We start from the raw sequence: 18658 nt of genomic DNA on the forward strand, positions 1-18658 counted from the left end.
AGGCGGCGCCGGGCAAGGCCGGCGGCGCGCGCGGGCGCGGGGATGCGGTATTTCGGCTGCATGGCGGCTTTCCTGCGGTCGGTCCGGCATGAAACACCGGCCTGCGCCCCGGGCACAAGCCGTGCCGTACCACGCGGCGGGACACGGCCACGCCTGCGCCGGCGCCGGCCCGCTACGCTGGAGCGCTTGGGCCGCCGTGGCGGCGGCCCGCCCAAAAATGCAATGGAGACCAGCCATGAGCGAATTCGTCTTTGCGCCCCCGGCCACGCCCTCGGTGGCGGTGGCCGGCAGCAGCGCGCGCTTTCCGGTGCGCCGCGTGTTCTGCGTGGGGCGCAACTACGCCGCGCACGCGCGCGAGATGGGCAACGACCCCACGCGCGAGCCGCCCTTCTTCTTCATGAAGCCGGCCGACGCGGTGGTGCCGGCCGAGGGCGTCATTGCCTACCCGCCGCTCACGGACAACCTGCACCACGAGGTGGAGCTGGTCGTGGCGCTGGGGGCCGGCGGCAGCCGGGTGTCGCCTGAAGAGGCGCTGTCGCTGGTGTGGGGCTACGGCGTCGGCCTGGACCTGACGCGGCGCGACCTGCAGGACGTGGCCAAGAAGATGAGCCGCCCCTGGGACTGGGGCAAGGGCTTCGATGCGTCCGCTCCCTGCGCCGCGTTGCGCCCGGTGGCCGAAGTGGGCCACCCGTCGGCCGGCCGGGTGTGGCTGGAGGTCAACGGCGAGGTGCGCCAGCAGGGCGACTTGAACGAGCTGATCTGGCCGGTGGCCGACGTCATCAGTTACGTCTCGCAGTCGGTGGCGCTGCAGCCTGGCGATCTCATCTACACCGGCACCCCGGCCGGCGTGGGCGCGCTGCGGCCGGGCGACCGCGTCAGCGGCGGCGTGCAGGGCGTGGGGACGTTCGCGTTCGAGATCGGGGCGCGGCCGGCCTGAAGTCCCGCGGCGAGCGCTGCGCTTTGCAGCGCCGAGACGGATGCCACGGCAGGCCCTTGCCTTGTCCGCCGACGCTCAAGCCATTCAAGCCGCTTCCAGCTTGAACTCCCCCACCACGGCCTGCAAGGCGCTCGCCTGAGAGGCCAGGGCCGAGGTGGCGGCGGTGGCCTGCTGCACCAGGGCGGCGTTTTCCTGCGTCACGCGGTCCATGTGCGAGACGGCGTGGTTGACCTGGGCGATGCCCGCGCTCTGCTCGGCCATGGCGCCGGAGATCTCGCCCAGGATGGTGTTGACGCGCTGCACGGCGCGCACGATGTCCTGCATGGTGCCGCCGGCCTGGCGCACCAGGCTGGAGCCGCTGTCCACGTGCTCCACGGCGTCGTTGATCAGCTCCTTGATCTCCTTGGCCGCCTGCGAGCTGCGCTGCGCCAGGTGCCGCACCTCGCCGGCCACGACCGCGAAGCCGCGGCCTTGCTCGCCCGCGCGGGCGGCTTCCACCGCGGCGTTGAGCGCCAGGATGTTGGTCTGGAAGGCGATGCCCTCGATCACGTCGATGATGTCCGACACCTTCTTGGAGCTGGTGTTGATGGCGTCCATGGTGCCCACTACCTGCGCCATCACCGCGCCGCCCTGCTCGGCCACCTGGCGGGCCTGCGCGGCCAGGCCGCTGCCGGAGTGGGCACGCTCGGCGTTGAGCTTCACCGTCTCGGTGAGCTGGCTCATGCTGGCCGCGGTCTGCTGCAGCGAGGCGGCCTGCTGCTCGGTGCGGCGCGCCAGGTCCACGTTGCCGCCGTCGATCTGCTTGGAGGCCACGGCGATGGTGTCGGTGGAGCCCTTGATGCGCGTGACCAGGTCCGTGAGCGTGTCCTCCATGTTGCCCAGCGCGCCCAGGAGTCGGCCGAAGTCGCCACCGCGCTCGGTCTTGAACTCCTGGCTCAGGTCGCCCGCGGCCACGGTCTCGGCGATGACGATGGCCTCGTCCAGCGGCCGCGTGATGGCGCGCACCAGCGCCACCGTGCAGCCCGTGCCCAGCAGCAGCCCGGCGCCGGCCAGCAGGCCCATCAGCCAGGTCAGCGAGGACACCTCGTCGTCGATGGCCGCCACGGCCGCGGTGCGGTCGTGCTCCAGCCCCTGGTGCATCACCCGGCCCACGTCGCGCAGGCCGCTGATGCCCAGCGCCGCCTGCGCCAGCATGAACAGCAGCAGCAGCGTAAAGGCCAGCGGCAGCATGGTGCGGGTTTTCAGGTTGGTGAAGGTCACGCTTGTCTCCTGATTTCTTAATGAAAGCTGACACGGCGGTATCGGCGACGCGCCGCAGGAGTTGAGGTCACTCAAAAAGTTTCCCGATGGGGACAGGGCCCCAAGGCCGGGTCTGGCCCAAGCAATGGGACGCGCGGGCGCTTTCAGCCGCGCCGGCAGCCCGGCCCCGGCAGTTCGGCACATTCCTGAAACACCCGCACGGTGCAGCGGCGGCAGGTGTCGCAGTCCAGGCGGTGGGTGATGGCGGCGATGGCGCGGCGCTTGTCGGGGTAGACGTGGTCGGCACCGAGCTCGTCCAGGAAGCCGTCACGCCGCCACTGCGCCAGCACCGGCGGGCGCGGGCGGTGGAAGTACAGGTCGCCGCCCAGGGCACGGCGCGCGCGCAGCTCCTGGCGCCACAGCTCGGCGCCGGCCACGTCGATGAAATTCATGCTTTTGGCCATGACCAGCAGGTGCTTTTGCGGCTGGCCCGCGTCGCGCAGCGCCTGCAGCCGGTCGGCCACGTGGGCCGTGGCGCCGAAGTAGACCGAGCCCTCCATGCGCAGCAGCTTCAACTGCGGGCACTCCGGCAGCGCGTCCGCGGTGTGCTCGACGACCACGAAAGGCCGGTGTCCATCCTCGCGCGGGAGGTTGAAACCCATGGTGCGCATGGCCGGGCGGGAGGTGCGGTGCAGGTACAGGCCCAGCGACAGCGCGCTGCCGATGAGCACGGCGATCTCCAGCCGCACGCTCACCGTGGCGGCCAGGGTGATCAGGGCCACGGCGAGCTCGGAACGGCTGGCGCGCCGCAGGTGCCGCCAGCGCGGCAGGTCCAGCAAGGTGAACCCCACCAGCACCAGCAGCCCGGCGATGGCGGCAAAGGGAATGAGCGCCAGCAGCGGCGCCGACATCGCCACCAGCGGGATGACCAGCAGCGCCGAGAACACGGCGGCCAGCGGGCCGCGCGCGCCGGCCTCCAGGTTGGGCAGCGAGCGGTTGAGCGAGCCGCAGGACACGTAGCAGGAGAAGAAGCCGCCCACGAGGTTGGACAGGCCCTGGCCCAGGAACTCGCGGTTGGCGTCTATGCGCTGCCCCGAGCGCGCGGCCACGACCTTGGCGATGGCGATGGACTGCGCCAGCGCCACCACCGTCAGCGCCGCGGCGATGCCCAGCAGCTGCGGCAATTGCTCCGGCGCCACCGCCGGCGGGTGAAAGGGCGGCAGCGCCGAGGGCAAGGCGCCCAGCAGCCGCACGTGCCAGGCGGCCGGCGCCAAGTGCGCCAGCAGCGCCGCCAGCGCCGTGCCCACGGCCAGGCCCGCGAGCATGAAGGGCGAGCCGCGGCGGTGGTGGCGCAGCCCCGCGGCCGTGCCCAGCGTGACCAGCGCCACCAGCAGCGCGCCGGGCTGCGGGGCCTGGGAGAAGGCCGCCTGCAGCACGGCGCCGGCACTTGGGCCCGGCGGCAGCGTGAGGCCCAGCGCGTCCTTGAGCGCGTGCACCACGATCAGCAACGCCGCGCCCGCGGTGAAGCCCAGCAGCGCCGTGGGCGAGATGAAATTGGCCACCGAGCCCAGCCGCAGCGCGCCGGTGGCGAACTGCAGCAGCCCAACCAGCACCGTGACCGCCAGCGCCAGCTCCACGTAGGCCGGCGAGCCCACGGCGGCCAGCGGCGCCAGCATGGCGAACAGCGCCAGCGAGTTGGCGTTGGTGGGCCCGGAGACGACGTGGCGGCTGGAGCCCGCCAGCGCCGCGACGATGCAGGGCACCACCGCCGAATACAGGCCGTACTGCGGCGGCAGCCCGGCCAGCGTGGCGAAGGCGATGCCCTGCGGCAGCACCAGCACGGCACCCAGCAGGCCGGCCAGCGCGTCGGCGCGCAGGTCGTCCGTGGAGGGGAATGCGGGCAGGCGGGAACGGACGGAAGCGGTGAAACGGCGTCGTTGAAGCATGGCAGGGGCAAGGGTAGCGTGCGCTGCCACCGGGTTCGCACAGGGCCCAGGTGCTGCCCGGGTGGAAGCCCAGGGCGGCGTGCGGGCCCCGGCGCCATCCCGGCATGGGGCCCGGGCGCATCGCGGTCCGCTACCTTGGCGCAGACCCGCGGCGCGGCCGCTAGGTAGAAGCGCGCGCAACCATGGGCCACCGGGGGCGCGCCATTCCCCCCTATCAGCATTGACGCATTTGCACAAGCGCACCGTGGGCTGCGAACCACCCTGGCCGTATCGGATGTATCGGTTGCTGAGCCACCCGGTCCGGGGGAAACGGCTGGTTGCGCCCACCGCAGAAATGCAGCGGCTGGCAACAGGGCACCTTGGAAGCGGCTGGCCTACTGCGCCGCTTTTCAACTTCGCAGAGCTTCATGTTTGAAAAGCCACAGCGCCCTGCGCCCAGCGCGCAGGCCATGGATGCCGGGGCGTGGCCGGCGCGGCCGCCGTGCCGCGCCCTGCCGGCACCGTGCCGTGCCTGAGCCCGCGCATGGCGGCGCTCAGACGCAAGGGCCCTGGCGTGCTGGCACGCGTGCTGCGCTCGGCCCGGCATTGGGCGCTGGCCTTGTGGGCCGCCCGCGCGGCCCGCTTCGGACGGCGCCGCGCCCAGGCGGTGGACCTGCTGGCGCTGGCGCGCCGGGTGCATGAGCTGGAGCGGCAGCTCGGCCGCGCCCGCGTGCAGGATGCGGGCCGGCACCTGTCGCGCGCGCAACTGGAACAGCTTTGCCAGCGCACCGTGGAGGAGGTGCGAGGCCTGCTGGCCCCGCTGGACTGGTTGGGCGACACGCTTGGGCCGGCTTGGGCGCGCGAGCGGCTGCGCGCGCAGATGCGGCATTGGTCCTCGGACGCCGCCCTGCCCGCGGGCCGGCTGCGCGACGCCAGCGAGCTGCAGGCGCAACTGCTGGCGCTGTGCACGGCGCTGACGGTGTGCGCGCGGGTCAATGGGCAGGAGGGGCGGGCGTGAGTAAACGCCGCCAGCACGCCTTGTAGGCGTGCCCGCTGGCGGGCCGAACCGTGGCCTGGCTGCCATTCGGCCCGCCAGCGGTCCTCCTACAGGCCGGCGGGAGGGGCCACCTTCGTTCAGCCGCAGGGCCTTTTCACTCCACCTGCGCAATGCGCAGCAAATTGGTCGTCCCCGGCGTGCCGAACGGCATCCCGGCCGTGACCACCACCGTCTGCCCAACTTGCGCGAAGCCCTGCTCGCGCGCGATGGCGCAGGCGCGCTCGGCCATGTCGGCCTGGTCGGAGACGGCGCCGCAGGCCACGGCGTGCACGCCCCAGGCCAGAGGCAACCGCCGCGCGGTGCTCTCGTTGGGCGTGAGGCCCAGGATGGGCGCGCGCGGGCGCTCGCGCGCCATGCGCAGCGCCGAGGCGCCGGTGCTGGTGAAGGCGGCAATGGCGGCCACGTCCAGCAGCGCGGCCACGCGGCGCGTGGCGCAGCCGATGGCGTCGCCGCGCTCGGCGCGAGCGGGCGTGTGCGAGGCGTCCAGCGCCTGGCGGTGGTGCGGGTCGTCCTCGGCGGTGCGGATGATGCGGTCCATCATGCGCACCGCCTCCACCGGGTAGCGGCCGGAAGCGGACTCGGCCGAGAGCATCACCGCGTCGGCGCCGTCGTAGATGGCGGTAGCCACGTCGGACGCCTCGGCGCGCGTGGGCACGGGCGAGCTGACCATGGACTCCAGCATCTGCGTGGCCACGATCACCGGCTTGCCGGCGCGGCGGCAGGCGCGGACGATGCGCCGCTGTATGGGCGGCACGGCCTCGGCGGGCAGCTCCACGCCCAAGTCGCCGCGCGCGACCATGAGGGCGTCGCAGCGCTCCACGATCTCGTCCAGGTGGTGGATGGCCAGGGGCTTCTCCAGCTTGGCCATGATGCCGGCGCGGCCCTGCACGATCTCGCGCAACTGCTCCACGTCCTGCGGCTGCTGGACGAAGGACATGGCCACCCAGTCCACCCCCAGGCTCAGGCCGAAGTCCAGGTCGGCCAGGTCCTTGGGCGTGAGCGCGGACAGCGGCAGCAGCACGTCCGGCACGTTGACGCCCTTGCGCTCGGAGACGGTGCCGCCCACCAGCACCTCGGTGTCGGCGTGCTGCGCGTCGCAGGCCACCACGCGCAGCCGCACGCGGCCGTCGTCGATGAGCAGCTCCGAGCCCGGGCGCAGCGCGGCGAAGATTTCCGGGTGCGGCAGCGCCACGCGGCGCTGGCTGCCGGGCAGCTCGCGCTGCAGGTCCAGCGTGAAGCGCTCGCCCGCGGACAGCGTGATGGGGCCGTCGGCAAAGGTGCCTATGCGCAGCTTGGGGCCTTGCAGGTCCAGCAGCACGCCGATCGGGCGGCCCACCTCGCGCTCCATGGCGCGAATGGCCTGCAGCCGCTCGCGGTGGTCGGCCTGCGTGCCGTGGCTGAAGTTGAGCCGGAACACGTCCACGCCGGCATCGAAGAGCGCGCGCAGCGTCTGGGGGCTGCTGCTGGCGGGACCGACCGTGGCAACGATCTTGGCTTGGCGATGGCGGCGCATGGGGGCAAATCTCCTGGTGTCTCGTCTTGGCGGGGCTGGAGGGTTCCAGCGCCGCCATGGTCTGGACTTGTGCCCTCCAGAGGAACGCCAGCGGACAGATATGAGCTATTCCGGCGCCGAATCCACGGCCGGATGGCTGCGAATCCTGGGGTTGATAAGCTTTATTATCAACACCTACAAAAAAATCAGCCAACTGCTGCGGCCTGACGCGGCAAAGAGGAAATTCATGGCGCGGCAAGCACTTGGCGGGAAATCTGGCGGGCATGAAAGGGGTGCAGCCGAAGACGTCCTGCCCGTGCATCGCGGCGATGGAGGCCCTGCCGTGGCGGCGGGGGCCGCTTCCGCGCTGGTGCCGGCATCCGCCCGCGCCGCGCGGCGGCGCAAGCTGCATGGTGGTCACTTCGCCTTCATGCGTGCACTGGTGCAGGGCCTGGACCTGCGCGAAAGCTGGGACCGTTACCTGCGCGCCGAAGGCGAAGCCACGGACCTGCGCACCGTGCGCGCCACCATCGCCTGGCTGCGCGACGAGTTCGCCGCCGCCGCGCGGCGCGAGGACAGGCACGGCGTGGCGCGGCTCGTCAGGCTGGACACGTCCAGGCTGTTCGACGCAGCCGCCCTGCCCTCGCTGGACAGCTTTGCCGAACAGCACGGGCTGCAGGACTTTTCCCAGCAGGAACAGGCCGAGGCCTATGCGGCGGCCTATGGCGCTCAAGGCCGCCGGCTGCGCCGGCGCGCCCGCCTGGTGGAAAAGCAGCTGGAGGCGCTGCGCTGGCTGGAAGCGCTGGTGGCCGAGCCGCCTCGCGCGGGCGACGCGCTGGCCGCGTGGCTCAACCCGGCGTTGGCGTCCCGCCTGGAAGCCGCCGACCTGTTCACCCTGCACCAACTGGCCGAGCGCATCAACGGACTGGGCCAGGGCTGGCATGGCGGCCTGCGCGGCATTGGCCGAACCAAGGCGCAGCGCATCGTGGAGTGGTTGCGCGCGCATGAAGACTCCACTGGGTTGCGCATCGGTGCCCACACCGCCCTGCCCCGATCGCACCTGGCCGAGCAGGCCTTGCACGGCGTGGTGATGGCGGCCACCGACATCCGGCCGCTGGAGAAGATCGTGGTGCCGGCCGAAATGGACGGCAGCCGCGGCCTGTACCGCCGGCCGCAGGCGCAATGCCTGCTGGCGGCGGGCAACGACTACGAAGCCATCCTGGCCTGGATCGGCGCCAAGCACGGCGCGACGCCGCAGCAGCAGGCGGCCGTGGTGGCGCGGCGGCGCTCGCGCGCCGCGGGCGATGCCTTGGCGGTGACCGGCACACGCGCGTCGCCGTCGCTGTCTCCGTTGCCACCCGTGCTCTCCCACACCCAGCGCGCCTACCGCAAGGAGGCCGAACGCTTCCTGCTGTGGGCCCTGTTGGTGCGGGGCAAGGCCTTGTCCTCCATGACCCATGAGGACTGCGTGGCCTACCGCGGTTTCCTGGCCGACCCGCAGCCGCGCAGCCGCTGGTGCGGGCCGCGCGGGCGCGAGCGCTGGTCGCCGCTGTGGCGGCCGTTCGAAGGTCCGCTGTCGGCACGCGCCGTGGGCCAGGCACTGACCGTGCTGCGCAACCTCTACAACTTCCTCGTCCAGCAAAACTACCTGGTGGGCAATCCGTGGACGGGCGTGGCCGTGTCGCGTGGCGCCGCACCGCGCGTGGATGCCGGCCGCAGCCTGACCATGGCGCAGTGGCGTTTCGTGCGGGAGCAATTGGAGCTGCAGCCGGCCAACGGCTCCACCCGCCGCCTGCGTGCCGCCCTGCTGCTGCTCTACGCCACGGGCCTGCGCCTGTCCGAAGCGGTGGCGGCCCGCGCGGGCGACCTGCATTGGGTGGAATACCCGGCCGACGGCGAGGACGCACAGGCCGAGGCCGGCTGGGTGCTGCGCGTGGTCGGCAAGGGCCAGCGCCAGCGCGAGGTGCCCCTGCCGCAACCGGTGGCTGACGAGTTGCTGGACTACCTGGCCTCGCGTGGGCTGGACCCCGACCCCGGCCACCCGGCAACACAAGACGCCTTCCTGCTGGGCTTGGCCAGTGACGCGGCCGAGCGCGCACCGCAGTTGCTCGGCGCTGGCATCGACCCGGCAGCCGGCATCGCGTCCAACACCCTTTACGACCAACTCAAGACCTTCTTTGGCCACTGCGCCGGGCTGCTGCGCGCCCAGGGCAACGAACGCGGTGCACAGCGCCTGTTTGCCGCCAGCACCCATTGGCTGCGCCACAGCCATGCTTCGCACGCCATCGCGCGCGGCATGCCCATAGAAATCGCGCAGCAGAACCTGGGGCATGCCTCGCTGGCGACGACCACCGTGTACGTCACGACCGAGCAACGCCGGCGCATGAAGGCAATGAAGAAGTTCTGGCAAGACTGAGCTTGCGCAGCGCGCTCGACGGCAGAGCACGCAAAACCGAAAGGGGGTGGGACGGTCCCACCCCCTGCCGGCCCAGCCGCTGGAATTGCATCGTGGCTCGGCTGTCTACGCACGAATACTTTTCCGGGTGGGGGTAGGACCGTCCCACCCCCTACGCCCACGGCCTGTGCACTGCAGTTTCCTTGATGCTTCAAGCGGAGACGAAAAGCAAAAGGGGTGGGACCGTCCCACCCCTTCGTCTCAACAAGCCGTCCGCGCGGGCGCAGACCGCGCCCGCTCAGCCCACGATCTTGCGCAGTGCCGCCTCCAAGGCCGGCCACTGGTCCGCGGGCAGCACGCCTGCGCTCAACTCCACCACGGTGCGACCTTTGGCGTCGCTGCGCAGCGTGGCGCTGCGGCCCTGGCCCAGGTCGATCTCGTGCACCGGGGGGTAGGACCGTCCCACCCCCTTGTCGCGCAGGCAGGCCGTGAGCGTGGCATGAACTTCGGCGGCCGAAGGGTGGGGTTCGATCTGGTCAGCGGCACGGGCGGCGGCCAGCACGGCATCGGCGTCCTTTTCCAGCGCGCGCTGCAGGTCGGCCGCCCAGCGGAACTGGATGGCGTTGGGCGAGGGAAAGGCGCCGACGACTTCGGAGGGCAGCTGCGCAATGCGCACCGCCTTGCCGATGTCGCTGACGCTGCGCCCAATGGCATTGGCCAACTGGGTGTTGGAGGGAAACAGCCCTTCATCCAGCGCACGCAAATACATGCGCCCCTGCTCCCACGCCGAAAGGCTTTGCCGCCCGCGGTTCTCCCGCTCCATGTGGATGAACAGGTCGCGGTCCGGCAACTCCTGCACGATGGCCAGCACCGGCAGGCCCAGCTCCAGGCACGCATGGTGGCGGCGGTGGCCGAAGACGATCTCGTATCGTGCCTCCACGCCGCCCTCGCCCGCACGCGGTGCCGGCAGCGGCCGCACCTTGATGGGCTGGACGTTGCCGCCCGCATCGCGAATCTCGCGCTTGAGCTCCTCGAATTCCGGCCCGGTGAAAGCGTCCGGATGCCGGTTGGCCCAGCGGCTGGGCACCACGCTGCGCGCATCCATGAGCTGTCCGCCGCGCTCGGACTCCAGTTTCTGCACTTCGCCCTGCAGCGCCTCTATGCGCTCCTCCAGCTTGGCAGTCTCGAACACGGTCGTGGCCAACAGGCCCACGCCGGTGCGCGGCGCGTTGGCCCGCGCCGCCACCGGCGCGGGGGAAGCAAGCTCCCCCTCCTTGCGCGCATCGGGCAATACGAAGTGGATGCCGGACCCCTTCTTCTTCACAGGTGTTCCTTGCGAGGCCATGTCACGCTCCCAGTTGCTTGCGCCAGAAGGTCTGGGCTTGGTCTTCGATCAGCTCCACCAGCCGGTCATAGGCTTCGTAAGCACGCTTGAACGTGCGCGTGCTGGCATTGGCCGGGCTGCTGTCATACACGGTGCCGAACTCGGCGCTGGAGGTGCTGGCCGCCATGGACTTCGGTATCTCCACGGGCAACACCTTCTCGGCGTAGGCCGCGGCCATCCACTCGCGCACCACCAGGCTGGCCTGGTCGGTGGACTCCACCTTGGCCGGCAGGATGTCTATGAAGGCGAATTCCTTGCTGCCGCCGCGGTTCTTGACGAGCTGCGTGGTCAGGTCGGAGAACAGATCCCAGAACTGGGCGCTGGAAGCGAAGTCCAGCGCATTGGGCGGCAGCGGCATGATGATCCCGTCGCTGGCCATCAGCGCGTTGATGGTGGTGTAGGAGAGGGCGGGCGGCGTGTCGATGATGATCACGTCGTAGTCCAGCCGCACCGGGTCTATGCCGTAGTTCAGCACGTTCCAGAACTCGAATTTCGGATCCTTGCTCTGTTTGGCCGGCAGCACGAACTCGGCCGAGAACAGGAAGGACGCCGCCGCCACAAGGTCGATGCCGTCCCAGTAAGTCGGTCGAATGGCGTAGGCGATGTCGGCCTGGTCGCCAGTGAACAGCGGCAGCACCGTGTCATCCACGTTGACCTCCGAGTCCGGCAGCAGGCCGAACAGCGTGGTCAGGCTGCCCTGCGGATCGCAGTCGATCACCAGCACCCGATGCCCGCGCAGGTTCAGCCCTTGCGCCAGCGTCAGCGAAGTGGTGGTCTTGGTCACGCCGCCCTTGAAGTTGCCGATGGCGATGGTGACGGCCTCCGCGCCCTGTGGCCGAAGCTCCTCCCTGCGCACGTCCTTCACCCAGCGGCGCGCCTCCTCCAACGTGAACTCGCGCCGCGACCCCGTGCTGTTGAGCCGTCCGCTGGGCAGGTCACCCTTGCGCACGCGGTAGTCCACCTGCCCCTTGTCCAGCCCGGTCAGTGCCATGAGCTGCGTGGTGGAGAAGGTGGGAGGCTTCTTGCGCGCATCCGGCGCGAGCATGGCGCCCCGCACCTGGGCCACGATGGACTTCACCCGCTCGGCCTGCTCCGCAATGGCCTCCAGGCTGATGCTGCGCGCAGCGTTGCTCAAAAGTGATTCCACAAACAGTCCTTTCCCGCGCGAATGTTGCTGTAGCGGCCGATTCTATAGAGAACGCCGTTTTCGCAGTCACACGTGAAAGCCGCGTCTTGATTCAACAACGGTCCGGAGAATCCGGACACTTTCGGCTGTATGGAGTTCTCTTTTCCTCAACGTCATCCGATCTTTAGAAGAATTCAAAGATTCAAGATTTCGGGCCTGTGGAAAACCTTGAATTTTCCATATAAATCAACAACTTAATAAGTTTTACCGTCCGGCTTTGCCCAAGCATCCGTCCGGGATGGCCTGCACATGCGTCCGGCATTGCGAGCCAACTGTCTGAGCTTGCGGGCAAGTGTCCCGGTTTTCCGGGCGTGGCTGTTCCATGCTCCGTGTCCGCTTTGTAGGACGCTTGTTCCAAGGGCCGGCAGGCCTGTTTCTCAGTTGTGAACCGTGAAGTGTCCGGGTTTTCAGGCCTTTGCTGTCGGTCCGCAGGTAGCCAAGCGTCCGGCTTTTCCGGGGCTTCCTCAAGCTTGCGGCACTTGTAAATGTCCGGCTTTTCCGGGGGTTGGCTGAGCGAGTTCCATATGCTGTCCGTTGAAACGAGGACAGCAGGGCGCCGGTGTCCGTGCCATCTGTCCGAACGCGTGCGGACATATACTGCGCCATGGCCAAGAAGCTGACGTCGCTGAAGAAGGACGCTCCCGCCGGCATGCTGAACAAGCCGGTGGCGGCGCTGGCCATCGTTCCGCTGAACAAGAGCCTCACCGTCACCGCGCGCAAGGCCTACAACGTCATGCTGCACATCGCGCAGCGCCAGGGCGCGCAAGGTGCTGACGGCAGCACCGGTTTCAGTGCGCCGCTCAACGCCATCCTGCGCGGCTTCGGTGCCGGCTCCAACGTAGCCGTGGACGCCAAGCGCTACATCGAACAGATGATGTCCACCAAGATCGAGTGGCGCCCGCTGTCGCGCGGCGAGCAGTGGAGCCTGCTGCCGGCTGACGCGGCGGCGGCCAGCTTCGCCGAGGGCGGCGCGGCGGATACGCGCGACGAGCTGCGCATGTTCAACATGCTCTCGGAGGTGCGCCTGTACAAGAAGAACGGCGAGAACTGGGTCACGTGGTTCTACCCGCCCACCATCCAGCAGCAGATGCTGGGTCCGAACCGGTGGGCGCGGCTGGAGCTGGAAACGATCGCGCAGCTGGGCACCTACACGGCCGTGGCGCTGTACGAAATCTGCGCCCGCTACCGCGACAACCCCGGCGGCGTCACCGCGCGCCAGCACTGGAGCTGGTGGGTGGCCGTGCTCAAGGGCTCCGAGCTGGCGCGCCAGCGCGAGTGGCGCAAGTTCAAGAACGAGTTCGTCAGCCCCGCCATACGCGACATCAACGAAATCAGCGACCTCGAAATCGAGCTGCTCGAATACAAGGAAGGCCGTGCCGTGGCCGAGGTGCAGTTCGCCGTGCGCCGCAAGCAGGCGCCGGAGGTGGCGGCTGCCCGCGCCGAGCAGCAGCCCGCCGACGTGACGCAGGTGGCGCGCGCACTGGCCCTGGGCCTGCGCGAAAGCGATGTCGATGCCTTCATGGAGCGCTACGGCGAAGCCACCGTGGCCCGCGCGCTGGACGCCATGCAGCGCTACGCCGGTGCCGGTGCCAGCAAGCCCATCGTCAACAAGGCCGCCTACCTCAAGACCATCCTGGCCGGCCTGGAGAACGAGGCGCATCCCACCGTGGCGCAGCCGGGCACCCCTGCGCCCGCGCCGGCCGCCGCTGCGCCGGGGCCGATGGCCGCAGCCCCACGGCCCGCCGCCGCGGTGCGGGAAGCCGGGCTGCAAAACCCGGCCACCGCCGCGCAGCAGGCGCAGTCGCGGGCGCTGGCCCAGGCGAGGGCGGTTTTCGAGGCTTTACCGGAGGCCGAGCAGGCGGCCTGGATGGAGCGGCTGCGCGCCCACGTGGTGGCCGCCGGCACCGCCACGCCCACGCTCATGCGCCGGCTGGACGCGCGCCAGTGGCAGTCGCCCCTGGTCATGGCCAGCATGGTGCGCTTCTACATGGAGCAAAACGGCCTGGGCTGAAAGCCGCAGGCCCGGCGTGCGTTCGCCGCATGGGCGAACGCGCCGCGCTCAGTGCCGCGTCGGCTGATGCAGGAGCGCGTTGAGCTGGTCCACCAGCGGCGCCCAATCCGCGTCATCCAGGAATTCCTCCTTGAGGAACTGCGCCTGCGCCGGCGTCCAGAACGGCGCATCCGCCAGCCGCAGATCGTCCGGCAGCGGCCGGTGGCTCTCTATGAAGTGCTCTATGTCGCCTTGCTCGCTGGGCAGGCCGAGCTGGTCGAAGAGGTCTTTCAAGGCGTGGTTGGAGAGTTCCATGACAGTGTCCTTTCCCTTGGCTTGAACGGACTGTGGCGCCATGCGCCGGAATGGTTGGAGTGCCGCTGCGCGCCGGTCGGCGCGGTCGGTCCCGGCACGTGGCAAGTCTCGCGCCGCCCCCGGGGCGCCCAGGAAAGTCCCTCGCCCTGGTGCGGACAGCCGCGCGGGCAGGGTCTGCGCGTCCACAGCTTGGCGTGCCTGACGGCAAGGTCGGTGCATGGGAACGCCCAAAAGCGCGCACGCGCCGGCTCCAGCATTGGAGCGCGGCGCGTGCGCGCGATCTGGGGGAAAAGCGGCGAAGGGATTTACCGCGAAACCGGCCTTCCTCTCACAGCGCGGCCGGCGCTGCGCTGGCTGGGCAGGCTGGGCCATTCCACGTCGCGAGGCGGCCGGTCGCTGTAGCAGCGGCCCATGCGCTGCGCCGCGCCTTCGATGTAGCCGCGGTGCCAACTCCAGGCCTCCAGCGTGCCGTTGTCATAAGGCGGACGAGCCGGCTGCAGCCTTTTGCCGGCTTCAAATCCTTCTCTCCAGACTTCGATGTCCATGTCCTGCCTAAAAAACTGCAGCCCACTTTGGGCGACGGTCTTTCATCGGCGTCTGGTTGCGCCTGTTTACATCGGTAGCCGTGAATATTCCTCGTTATCCCTGACAAGCAGACTTTTTTCTGACGGCACGCACCAGTTTTGTGGATAGGCGCGCCGGGCGGCGGACGGTGCTCAGTGTTCCTCGGACCAGTGAAACCCGTCGCGCGCCACCAGCGCGCTGGCGGCGGCCGGGCCCCAGCTCCCGGCGGCGTAGGGGCGCGGGCCCAGGCCGGCGGCATCGTCCTCGCGCCAAGCCTGCAGCACGGGCTCGACCCAGCGCCAGGCCTCCTCCTGCTCGTCGCTGCGGACGAACAGGTTCAGCCGCCCGTGCAGGGCCTCCAGCAGCAGCCGTTCGTAGGCGCCCACGCGGTCCTCGAAAAAGGCCTTGTCGAAGTCCAGGTCCAGGCTCACCGGCGCCAGCGCCTCCGAGCCGGAGCTGCCCTTGGCCGCCAGCAGTTGCAGCTCCAGCCCGTCCTCCGGCTGCAGCTTGATCAGCAGGCGGTTGGCGCGGTGCGGCCCGGGAAAGATGGGGTGCGGCACCGCCCGGAAGTTCACGACGATGCAGGCCGCCCCCGCCGCGAGCCGCTTGCCGGTGCGCAAGTAAAAGGGCACGCCGGCCCAGCGCCAGTTGCGCACCTCGGTGCGCAGCGCCACGAAAGTCTCGCAGCGGCTGCCCGCGGGCACGTTGCGCTCGTCCAGGTAGCCCGGCACGGCGCGGCCTTCGCACACGCCGGCGCGGTACTGGCCGCGCACCACGTCGCGCCGCGCGCTCACGGCGTCGAAGGGTTTCAGCGCCTGCAGCACCTTGAGCTTTTCGTCGCGCAGCGCGTTGGCGTCGTGGCGCGCGGGCGGCTCCATGGCCAGCATGGTCAGCAACTGCAAGGCATGGTTCTGCACCATGTCGCGCAGGGCGCCGGTGCGGTCGTAGAAGTCGCCGCGCGTGCCCACGCCCAAGGACTCGGCCAGCGTGATCTCCATGCTGGCGACGCTCTCGCGCCGCCACAGCGGCTCGAAGAGGGCGTTGCCAAAGCGCAGCGCGGTGAGGTTCTGCACGGCGGACTTGCCCAGGTAGTGGTCGATGCGCAGCGCCTGCGCTTCGCTGAAGGTGGCGCCCACGGCCTGGTTGATGGCGCGGGCGCTTTGCAGGTCATGGCCCAGCGGTTTTTCCAGCACCACGCGCACCTCCGGCCCGTTGAGGCCCACGGCGCCGAGCTGGCGGCAGATCTCGGGAAAAAGGTGCGGGCTGGTGGCCAGGTACAGCACCGCGCTGTCGGCAGCGCTGTTGCGGCCCTCGCCCGGCTGCGGCGCCTTGAGCCAGCGCCGCAGCCGCGCGTAGTGCGCGCGCAAGGACAAGTCCACCTGCAGGTAGTGCAGCAGCGCGGCGAAGCGCTTGAAATCCGCCGCGCCCGGCCGGGTTGGGCCGGCCAGGTCCTGGAAGCGCTGCTGCAGCCACTGGCGGTAGCCATCGTCGTCCAGGGCCTCGCGGGCCACGGCCAGGATGCGCCCGCCAGCGGGCAGCTTGCCGTGGCGCCAGGCCTGGAACAGGGCCGGCATGAGCTTGCGCCAAGCCAGGTCGCCGGTGCCGCCGAAGATGACGAGGTCGAAGCTCATGGCCGTGTCCCCGCAGTGATCACCACCAGGCCTCGATCTGCACGCCGAACAGCGTGGCCGAGGTGCGCCCGCCGGCCGCGAAGCCGCCGGCGTTGGCCGCCGCGGCCGCGTCGTTCCACTTCACCCGCGTGGCGTACAGGCGCAGCTCGGGGCGGGAGAAGAACTCCGGCCCAAGCGCCAGGGCCGGGGCGATGGTCAGCTTGTGCAGCCGCTGCGTGGGCTGCCCGTCCACCGCGCGGCTGGTGGTGCCGGCCTCGGCCAGCAGCTTGAAATGGTCGGTCACCGCATAGGAGACACGGCCGCCCAGGGAGATGTCCTTGGTCACCACACCGTCGTTGGGCCCGCCATCCGCCTTGGCGTGCTGGTAGGCGGCGATGGTCTGGCCACCGAAGCGCCCCTGCTGCCAGCTCAGCGAGTCGATCACGCGCCAGCTCTTCTGGCCCGCGTTGGGCGTGGGCGGGTTGGTGACGGTGTTGACCACGCCGCCCACGCCCACCACCAGGCTGGTCGTTGTCGGGTTGTCCAGCCCAAAGAACTGCCCGCTGAGCGCCGCATGCCCGTTGGCCGCCTGGACGAACAGCGCGTTCTTCAGCTTGGGAACGATGAAGTCCGCCTGGTTGTGCACCAGCGACACGCCCATGCCGTCGTGGCCATATTGGAAATCGCCGAACACCTTGGTGAAGGTCACGCGCAGCTTGCCGCCGGGGTTGAGCGCGTAGTCGGAGAGGTCCACGTTCAGGCGGCTGGCCTGATTGGGGCGGCTCACGTGGTTGTTGATGCTGTCGCTGGTGAACAGGCCCACGCCCAGCTTCACCGGGCCCAACTGCATGCCGCGCATGCCCGCGCCCAAGTTGTCGCCGTAGTCGGCGAAGAACTTGTCCACGATGTGCACGTCCTGCAGGCGCAGGCGGCGTTGGCCGGCCCAGAACTCGGCCTCGGGCGCAAACGGCAGCCCGGAGAGCGTGCCGTAGGCCTCGTCGGTGCCGTGGTCGCCGTTCCAGACCGTGGGCATGTAGTAGGCGCCGAATTTCAGGCCGTTGCCCGCATCGAAGGTCTTGCCTATGCCGAACTCCAGCCCGTGGTCGCCCTCGTTGCCCAGGCGGAACTTCTGCGCGTCGCCGCCCAAGGTGTAGCCGCCGCGCGGGGCGTCGCCGCTGCTGGAGTAGAAGCCGCCGCGGGTGTAGCCGTAAAGCTCCAGGCCCGCGACTTCCGCGGCCTGGGCTGCCGACAGGCAGGCCAGCGCCGCGGCGGCGGCGATGCTGGCCTGGCGCAGGCGCTGGGGGGCGTTGCTGGTGTTCATGTCCTTGTCTCCTCTGAGTAGGCGTCCGCTGGGGACGAGTTCGCCCGCCGCCTTGCCTTTGGGCGGATGGAGCGGGCCGTTGTTTGTTCTTTGGGCGAAGCCGTCCCCGCGCCGCGCGCTGGCGCGGCGTGTGGGCGTCTTGCGTTGGGCGGGCGGCGCGCGGGCCGCTTGGGCGTCAGGCCACGCGGGCCTCGGTGCGCGCGTCGAACAGGTGGGCGTGCTGCGGCTGCCAGCGCAGGTGCACGCTCTCGCCGGCCTGCGCGTGCAGCGTGCCGGGCACGCGGGCGGTGAGCATGCCCAGCGCCGTTTCCACCGTGGCGTAGGTGTCGGGGCCGGTGGGCTCGACGATGGCCAGCCGCCCCGGCACGCCGCTGTCGGCCAGGCTCAGGTGCTCGGGCCGCAGGCCGTACAGGATGCTGGCGCAACCGTTGGCGCGCAGTGCGGCCTGCTGGCCATCGGTGGTCGGCAAGGGGAGGCCGGCAGCGGTGGGTGCGTTGGCACCCTGCGCGGCGGACACGATGTTCATCACGGGCGAGCCGATGAACTCGGCCACGAAGCGGTTCGCGGGGCGCGCATAGATGTCCTCCGGCGTGCCGAACTGCTGCACCACGCCGTCCTTCATCACCGCGATGCGGTCGCCCAGCGTCATGGCTTCCACCTGGTCGTGCGTCACGTACACGGTGGTCGTGCGCGTGCGCTGGTGCAGCAGCTTGATCTCTGCACGCATCTCCACGCGCAGCTTGGCGTCGAGGTTGGACAGCGGCTCGTCGAAGAGGAAGAGCCTGGGGTTGCGGGCCAGGGCGCGGCCCATGGCCACGCGCTGGCGCTGGCCGCCGGAGAGCTGGGCGGGCTTGCGGTCCAGCAGGTGGCCGAGCTGCAGCATCTGCGCCACGCGCTGGACGGTCGCGTCGCGCTCGGCCTTGGGCACCTTGCGGATCTCCAGGCCGAAGGCGATGTTCTGCGCCACGTTCATGTTCGGGTAGAGCGCGTAGCTCTGGAACACCATGGCGATGTCGCGGTCCTTGCTGGGCAGGTGCGTGACGTCGCGCTCGCCGATGTGGATGCTGCCGGCCGTGGGCGTGTCCAGCCCGGCGATCATGCCCAGCAGCGTGGACTTGCCGCAGCCGGACGGGCCCACGAGGATGAGGAACTCGCCGGCCTCGATCTCGATGTTGATGCCCTTGAGGATGCGGACGTTGCCCGCGTAAGTTTTCTCGACCTGGCGGATGGAGAGAGCGCCCAT

14 protein-coding genes are annotated in these 18658 nt (G+C 70.1%); 4 read left to right on the top strand and 10 right to left on the bottom strand.

Annotated features, from left to right (window positions below; translation table 11 throughout):
- Positions 1–235: 235 nt before the first annotated feature.
- The gene (locus tag SM757_RS25005; RefSeq protein ID WP_322467474.1) at positions 236–937 is read left to right on the top strand and encodes a fumarylacetoacetate hydrolase family protein; all 702 of its coding nucleotides are present in this window, start codon (positions 236–238) and stop codon (positions 935–937) included.
- Between the two features lie 84 nt (positions 938–1021).
- On the opposite strand, the gene SM757_RS25010 is transcribed toward SM757_RS25005, so the two are convergent.
- Complete coding sequence (locus SM757_RS25010) at positions 1022–2197, bottom strand: methyl-accepting chemotaxis protein (protein WP_322467475.1); 1176 nt, start codon at positions 2195–2197, stop codon at positions 1022–1024.
- Between the two features lie 143 nt (positions 2198–2340).
- Entirely contained in the window at positions 2341–4122 is a 1782-nt protein-coding gene (locus tag SM757_RS25015) for a SulP family inorganic anion transporter (RefSeq protein WP_322467476.1), read from the bottom strand.
- A 523-nt stretch (positions 4123–4645) separates the two neighbouring features.
- Between SM757_RS25015 and SM757_RS25020 the strand changes: the two genes are divergently transcribed.
- Positions 4646–5119 carry a hypothetical protein gene (locus tag SM757_RS25020; protein ID WP_157118984.1) on the top strand — a complete coding sequence of 158 codons (474 nt, stop codon included), beginning with the start codon at positions 4646–4648 and terminating at the stop codon, positions 5117–5119.
- A gap of 133 nt (positions 5120–5252) precedes the next feature.
- On the opposite strand, the gene pyk is transcribed toward SM757_RS25020, so the two are convergent.
- Positions 5253–6671 carry a pyruvate kinase gene (pyk, locus tag SM757_RS25025; protein WP_322467477.1) on the bottom strand — a complete coding sequence of 473 codons (1419 nt, stop codon included), beginning with the start codon at positions 6669–6671 and terminating at the stop codon, positions 5253–5255.
- A gap of 322 nt (positions 6672–6993) precedes the next feature.
- Here pyk and SM757_RS25030 point away from each other — a divergent pair, with 322 nt between their 5' ends.
- Positions 6994–9066: a phage integrase family protein gene (locus tag SM757_RS25030; protein ID WP_322467478.1), complete on the top strand. Its 2073-nt coding sequence runs from the start codon at positions 6994–6996 to the stop codon at positions 9064–9066.
- Positions 9067–9343: 277 nt separating this feature from the next.
- Here the strand turns inward: SM757_RS25030 and SM757_RS25035 are convergent, their stop codons facing one another.
- Together SM757_RS25035 and SM757_RS25040 are read right to left on the bottom strand one after the other, a co-directional pair.
- A complete protein-coding gene (locus tag SM757_RS25035; RefSeq protein ID WP_322467479.1) occupies positions 9344–10390 on the bottom strand; it encodes a ParB/RepB/Spo0J family partition protein in 1047 nt (348 codons plus the stop codon).
- Position 10391: 1 nt separating this feature from the next.
- Positions 10392–11564 carry an AAA family ATPase gene (locus tag SM757_RS25040; protein WP_322467480.1) on the bottom strand — a complete coding sequence of 391 codons (1173 nt, stop codon included), beginning with the start codon at positions 11562–11564 and terminating at the stop codon, positions 10392–10394.
- Between the two features lie 655 nt (positions 11565–12219).
- Here SM757_RS25040 and SM757_RS25045 point away from each other — a divergent pair.
- Complete coding sequence (locus SM757_RS25045; protein ID WP_322467481.1) at positions 12220–13626, top strand: replication initiation protein; 1407 nt, start codon at positions 12220–12222, stop codon at positions 13624–13626.
- A gap of 48 nt (positions 13627–13674) precedes the next feature.
- Here the strand turns inward: SM757_RS25045 and SM757_RS25050 are convergent, their stop codons facing one another.
- From SM757_RS25050 to SM757_RS25070, 5 genes are all read right to left on the bottom strand, one after another.
- Positions 13675–13920, bottom strand: coding sequence for a DUF2789 domain-containing protein (locus tag SM757_RS25050; RefSeq protein WP_322467482.1), 246 nt, complete (start codon positions 13918–13920; stop codon positions 13675–13677).
- A 305-nt stretch (positions 13921–14225) separates the two neighbouring features.
- On the bottom strand, positions 14226–14465 hold the full coding sequence (locus SM757_RS25055) for a hypothetical protein (protein ID WP_157118985.1): 240 nt from the start codon (positions 14463–14465) through the stop codon (positions 14226–14228).
- Positions 14466–14636: 171 nt separating this feature from the next.
- Positions 14637–16115 (bottom strand): glucose-6-phosphate dehydrogenase, encoded by a 1479-nt coding sequence (gene zwf, locus SM757_RS25060; protein WP_322467483.1) that lies wholly within the window; start codon positions 16113–16115, stop codon positions 14637–14639.
- Between the two features lie 19 nt (positions 16116–16134).
- Positions 16135–17415, bottom strand: coding sequence for a carbohydrate porin (locus tag SM757_RS25065; protein ID WP_322467484.1), 1281 nt, complete (start codon positions 17413–17415; stop codon positions 16135–16137).
- Positions 17416–17590: 175 nt separating this feature from the next.
- Positions 17591–18658: an ABC transporter ATP-binding protein gene (locus SM757_RS25070; protein WP_322467485.1), complete on the bottom strand. Its 1068-nt coding sequence runs from the start codon at positions 18656–18658 to the stop codon at positions 17591–17593.

This window comes from Azohydromonas lata (genome assembly GCF_034427735.1).
GTDB lineage: Bacteria > Pseudomonadota > Gammaproteobacteria > Burkholderiales > Burkholderiaceae_C > Azohydromonas > Azohydromonas lata.

What these genes read in the sequence shown, in the direction of transcription:
- SM757_RS25005 (WP_322467474.1), top strand. Translation starts at nt 236, where the DNA reads ATGAGCGAATTCGTCTTTGCGCCCCCGGCCACGCCCTCGGTGGCGGTG.
- SM757_RS25015 (WP_322467476.1), bottom strand. Translation starts at nt 4,122, where the DNA reads ATGCTTCAACGACGCCGTTTCACCGCTTCCGTCCGTTCCCGCCTGCCC.
- SM757_RS25020 (WP_157118984.1), top strand. Translation starts at nt 4,646, where the DNA reads ATGGCGGCGCTCAGACGCAAGGGCCCTGGCGTGCTGGCACGCGTGCTG.
- pyk (WP_322467477.1), bottom strand. Translation starts at nt 6,671, where the DNA reads ATGCGCCGCCATCGCCAAGCCAAGATCGTTGCCACGGTCGGTCCCGCC.
- SM757_RS25035 (WP_322467479.1), bottom strand. Translation starts at nt 10,390, where the DNA reads ATGGCCTCGCAAGGAACACCTGTGAAGAAGAAGGGGTCCGGCATCCAC.
- SM757_RS25045 (WP_322467481.1), top strand. Translation starts at nt 12,220, where the DNA reads ATGGCCAAGAAGCTGACGTCGCTGAAGAAGGACGCTCCCGCCGGCATG.
- SM757_RS25050 (WP_322467482.1), bottom strand. Translation starts at nt 13,920, where the DNA reads ATGGAACTCTCCAACCACGCCTTGAAAGACCTCTTCGACCAGCTCGGC.
- SM757_RS25055 (WP_157118985.1), bottom strand. Translation starts at nt 14,465, where the DNA reads ATGGACATCGAAGTCTGGAGAGAAGGATTTGAAGCCGGCAAAAGGCTG.
- zwf (WP_322467483.1), bottom strand. Translation starts at nt 16,115, where the DNA reads ATGAGCTTCGACCTCGTCATCTTCGGCGGCACCGGCGACCTGGCTTGG.
- SM757_RS25065 (WP_322467484.1), bottom strand. Translation starts at nt 17,415, where the DNA reads ATGAACACCAGCAACGCCCCCCAGCGCCTGCGCCAGGCCAGCATCGCC.
- SM757_RS25070 (WP_322467485.1), bottom strand. Translation starts at nt 18,658, where the DNA reads ATGGGCGCTCTCTCCATCCGCCAGGTCGAGAAAACTTACGCGGGCAAC.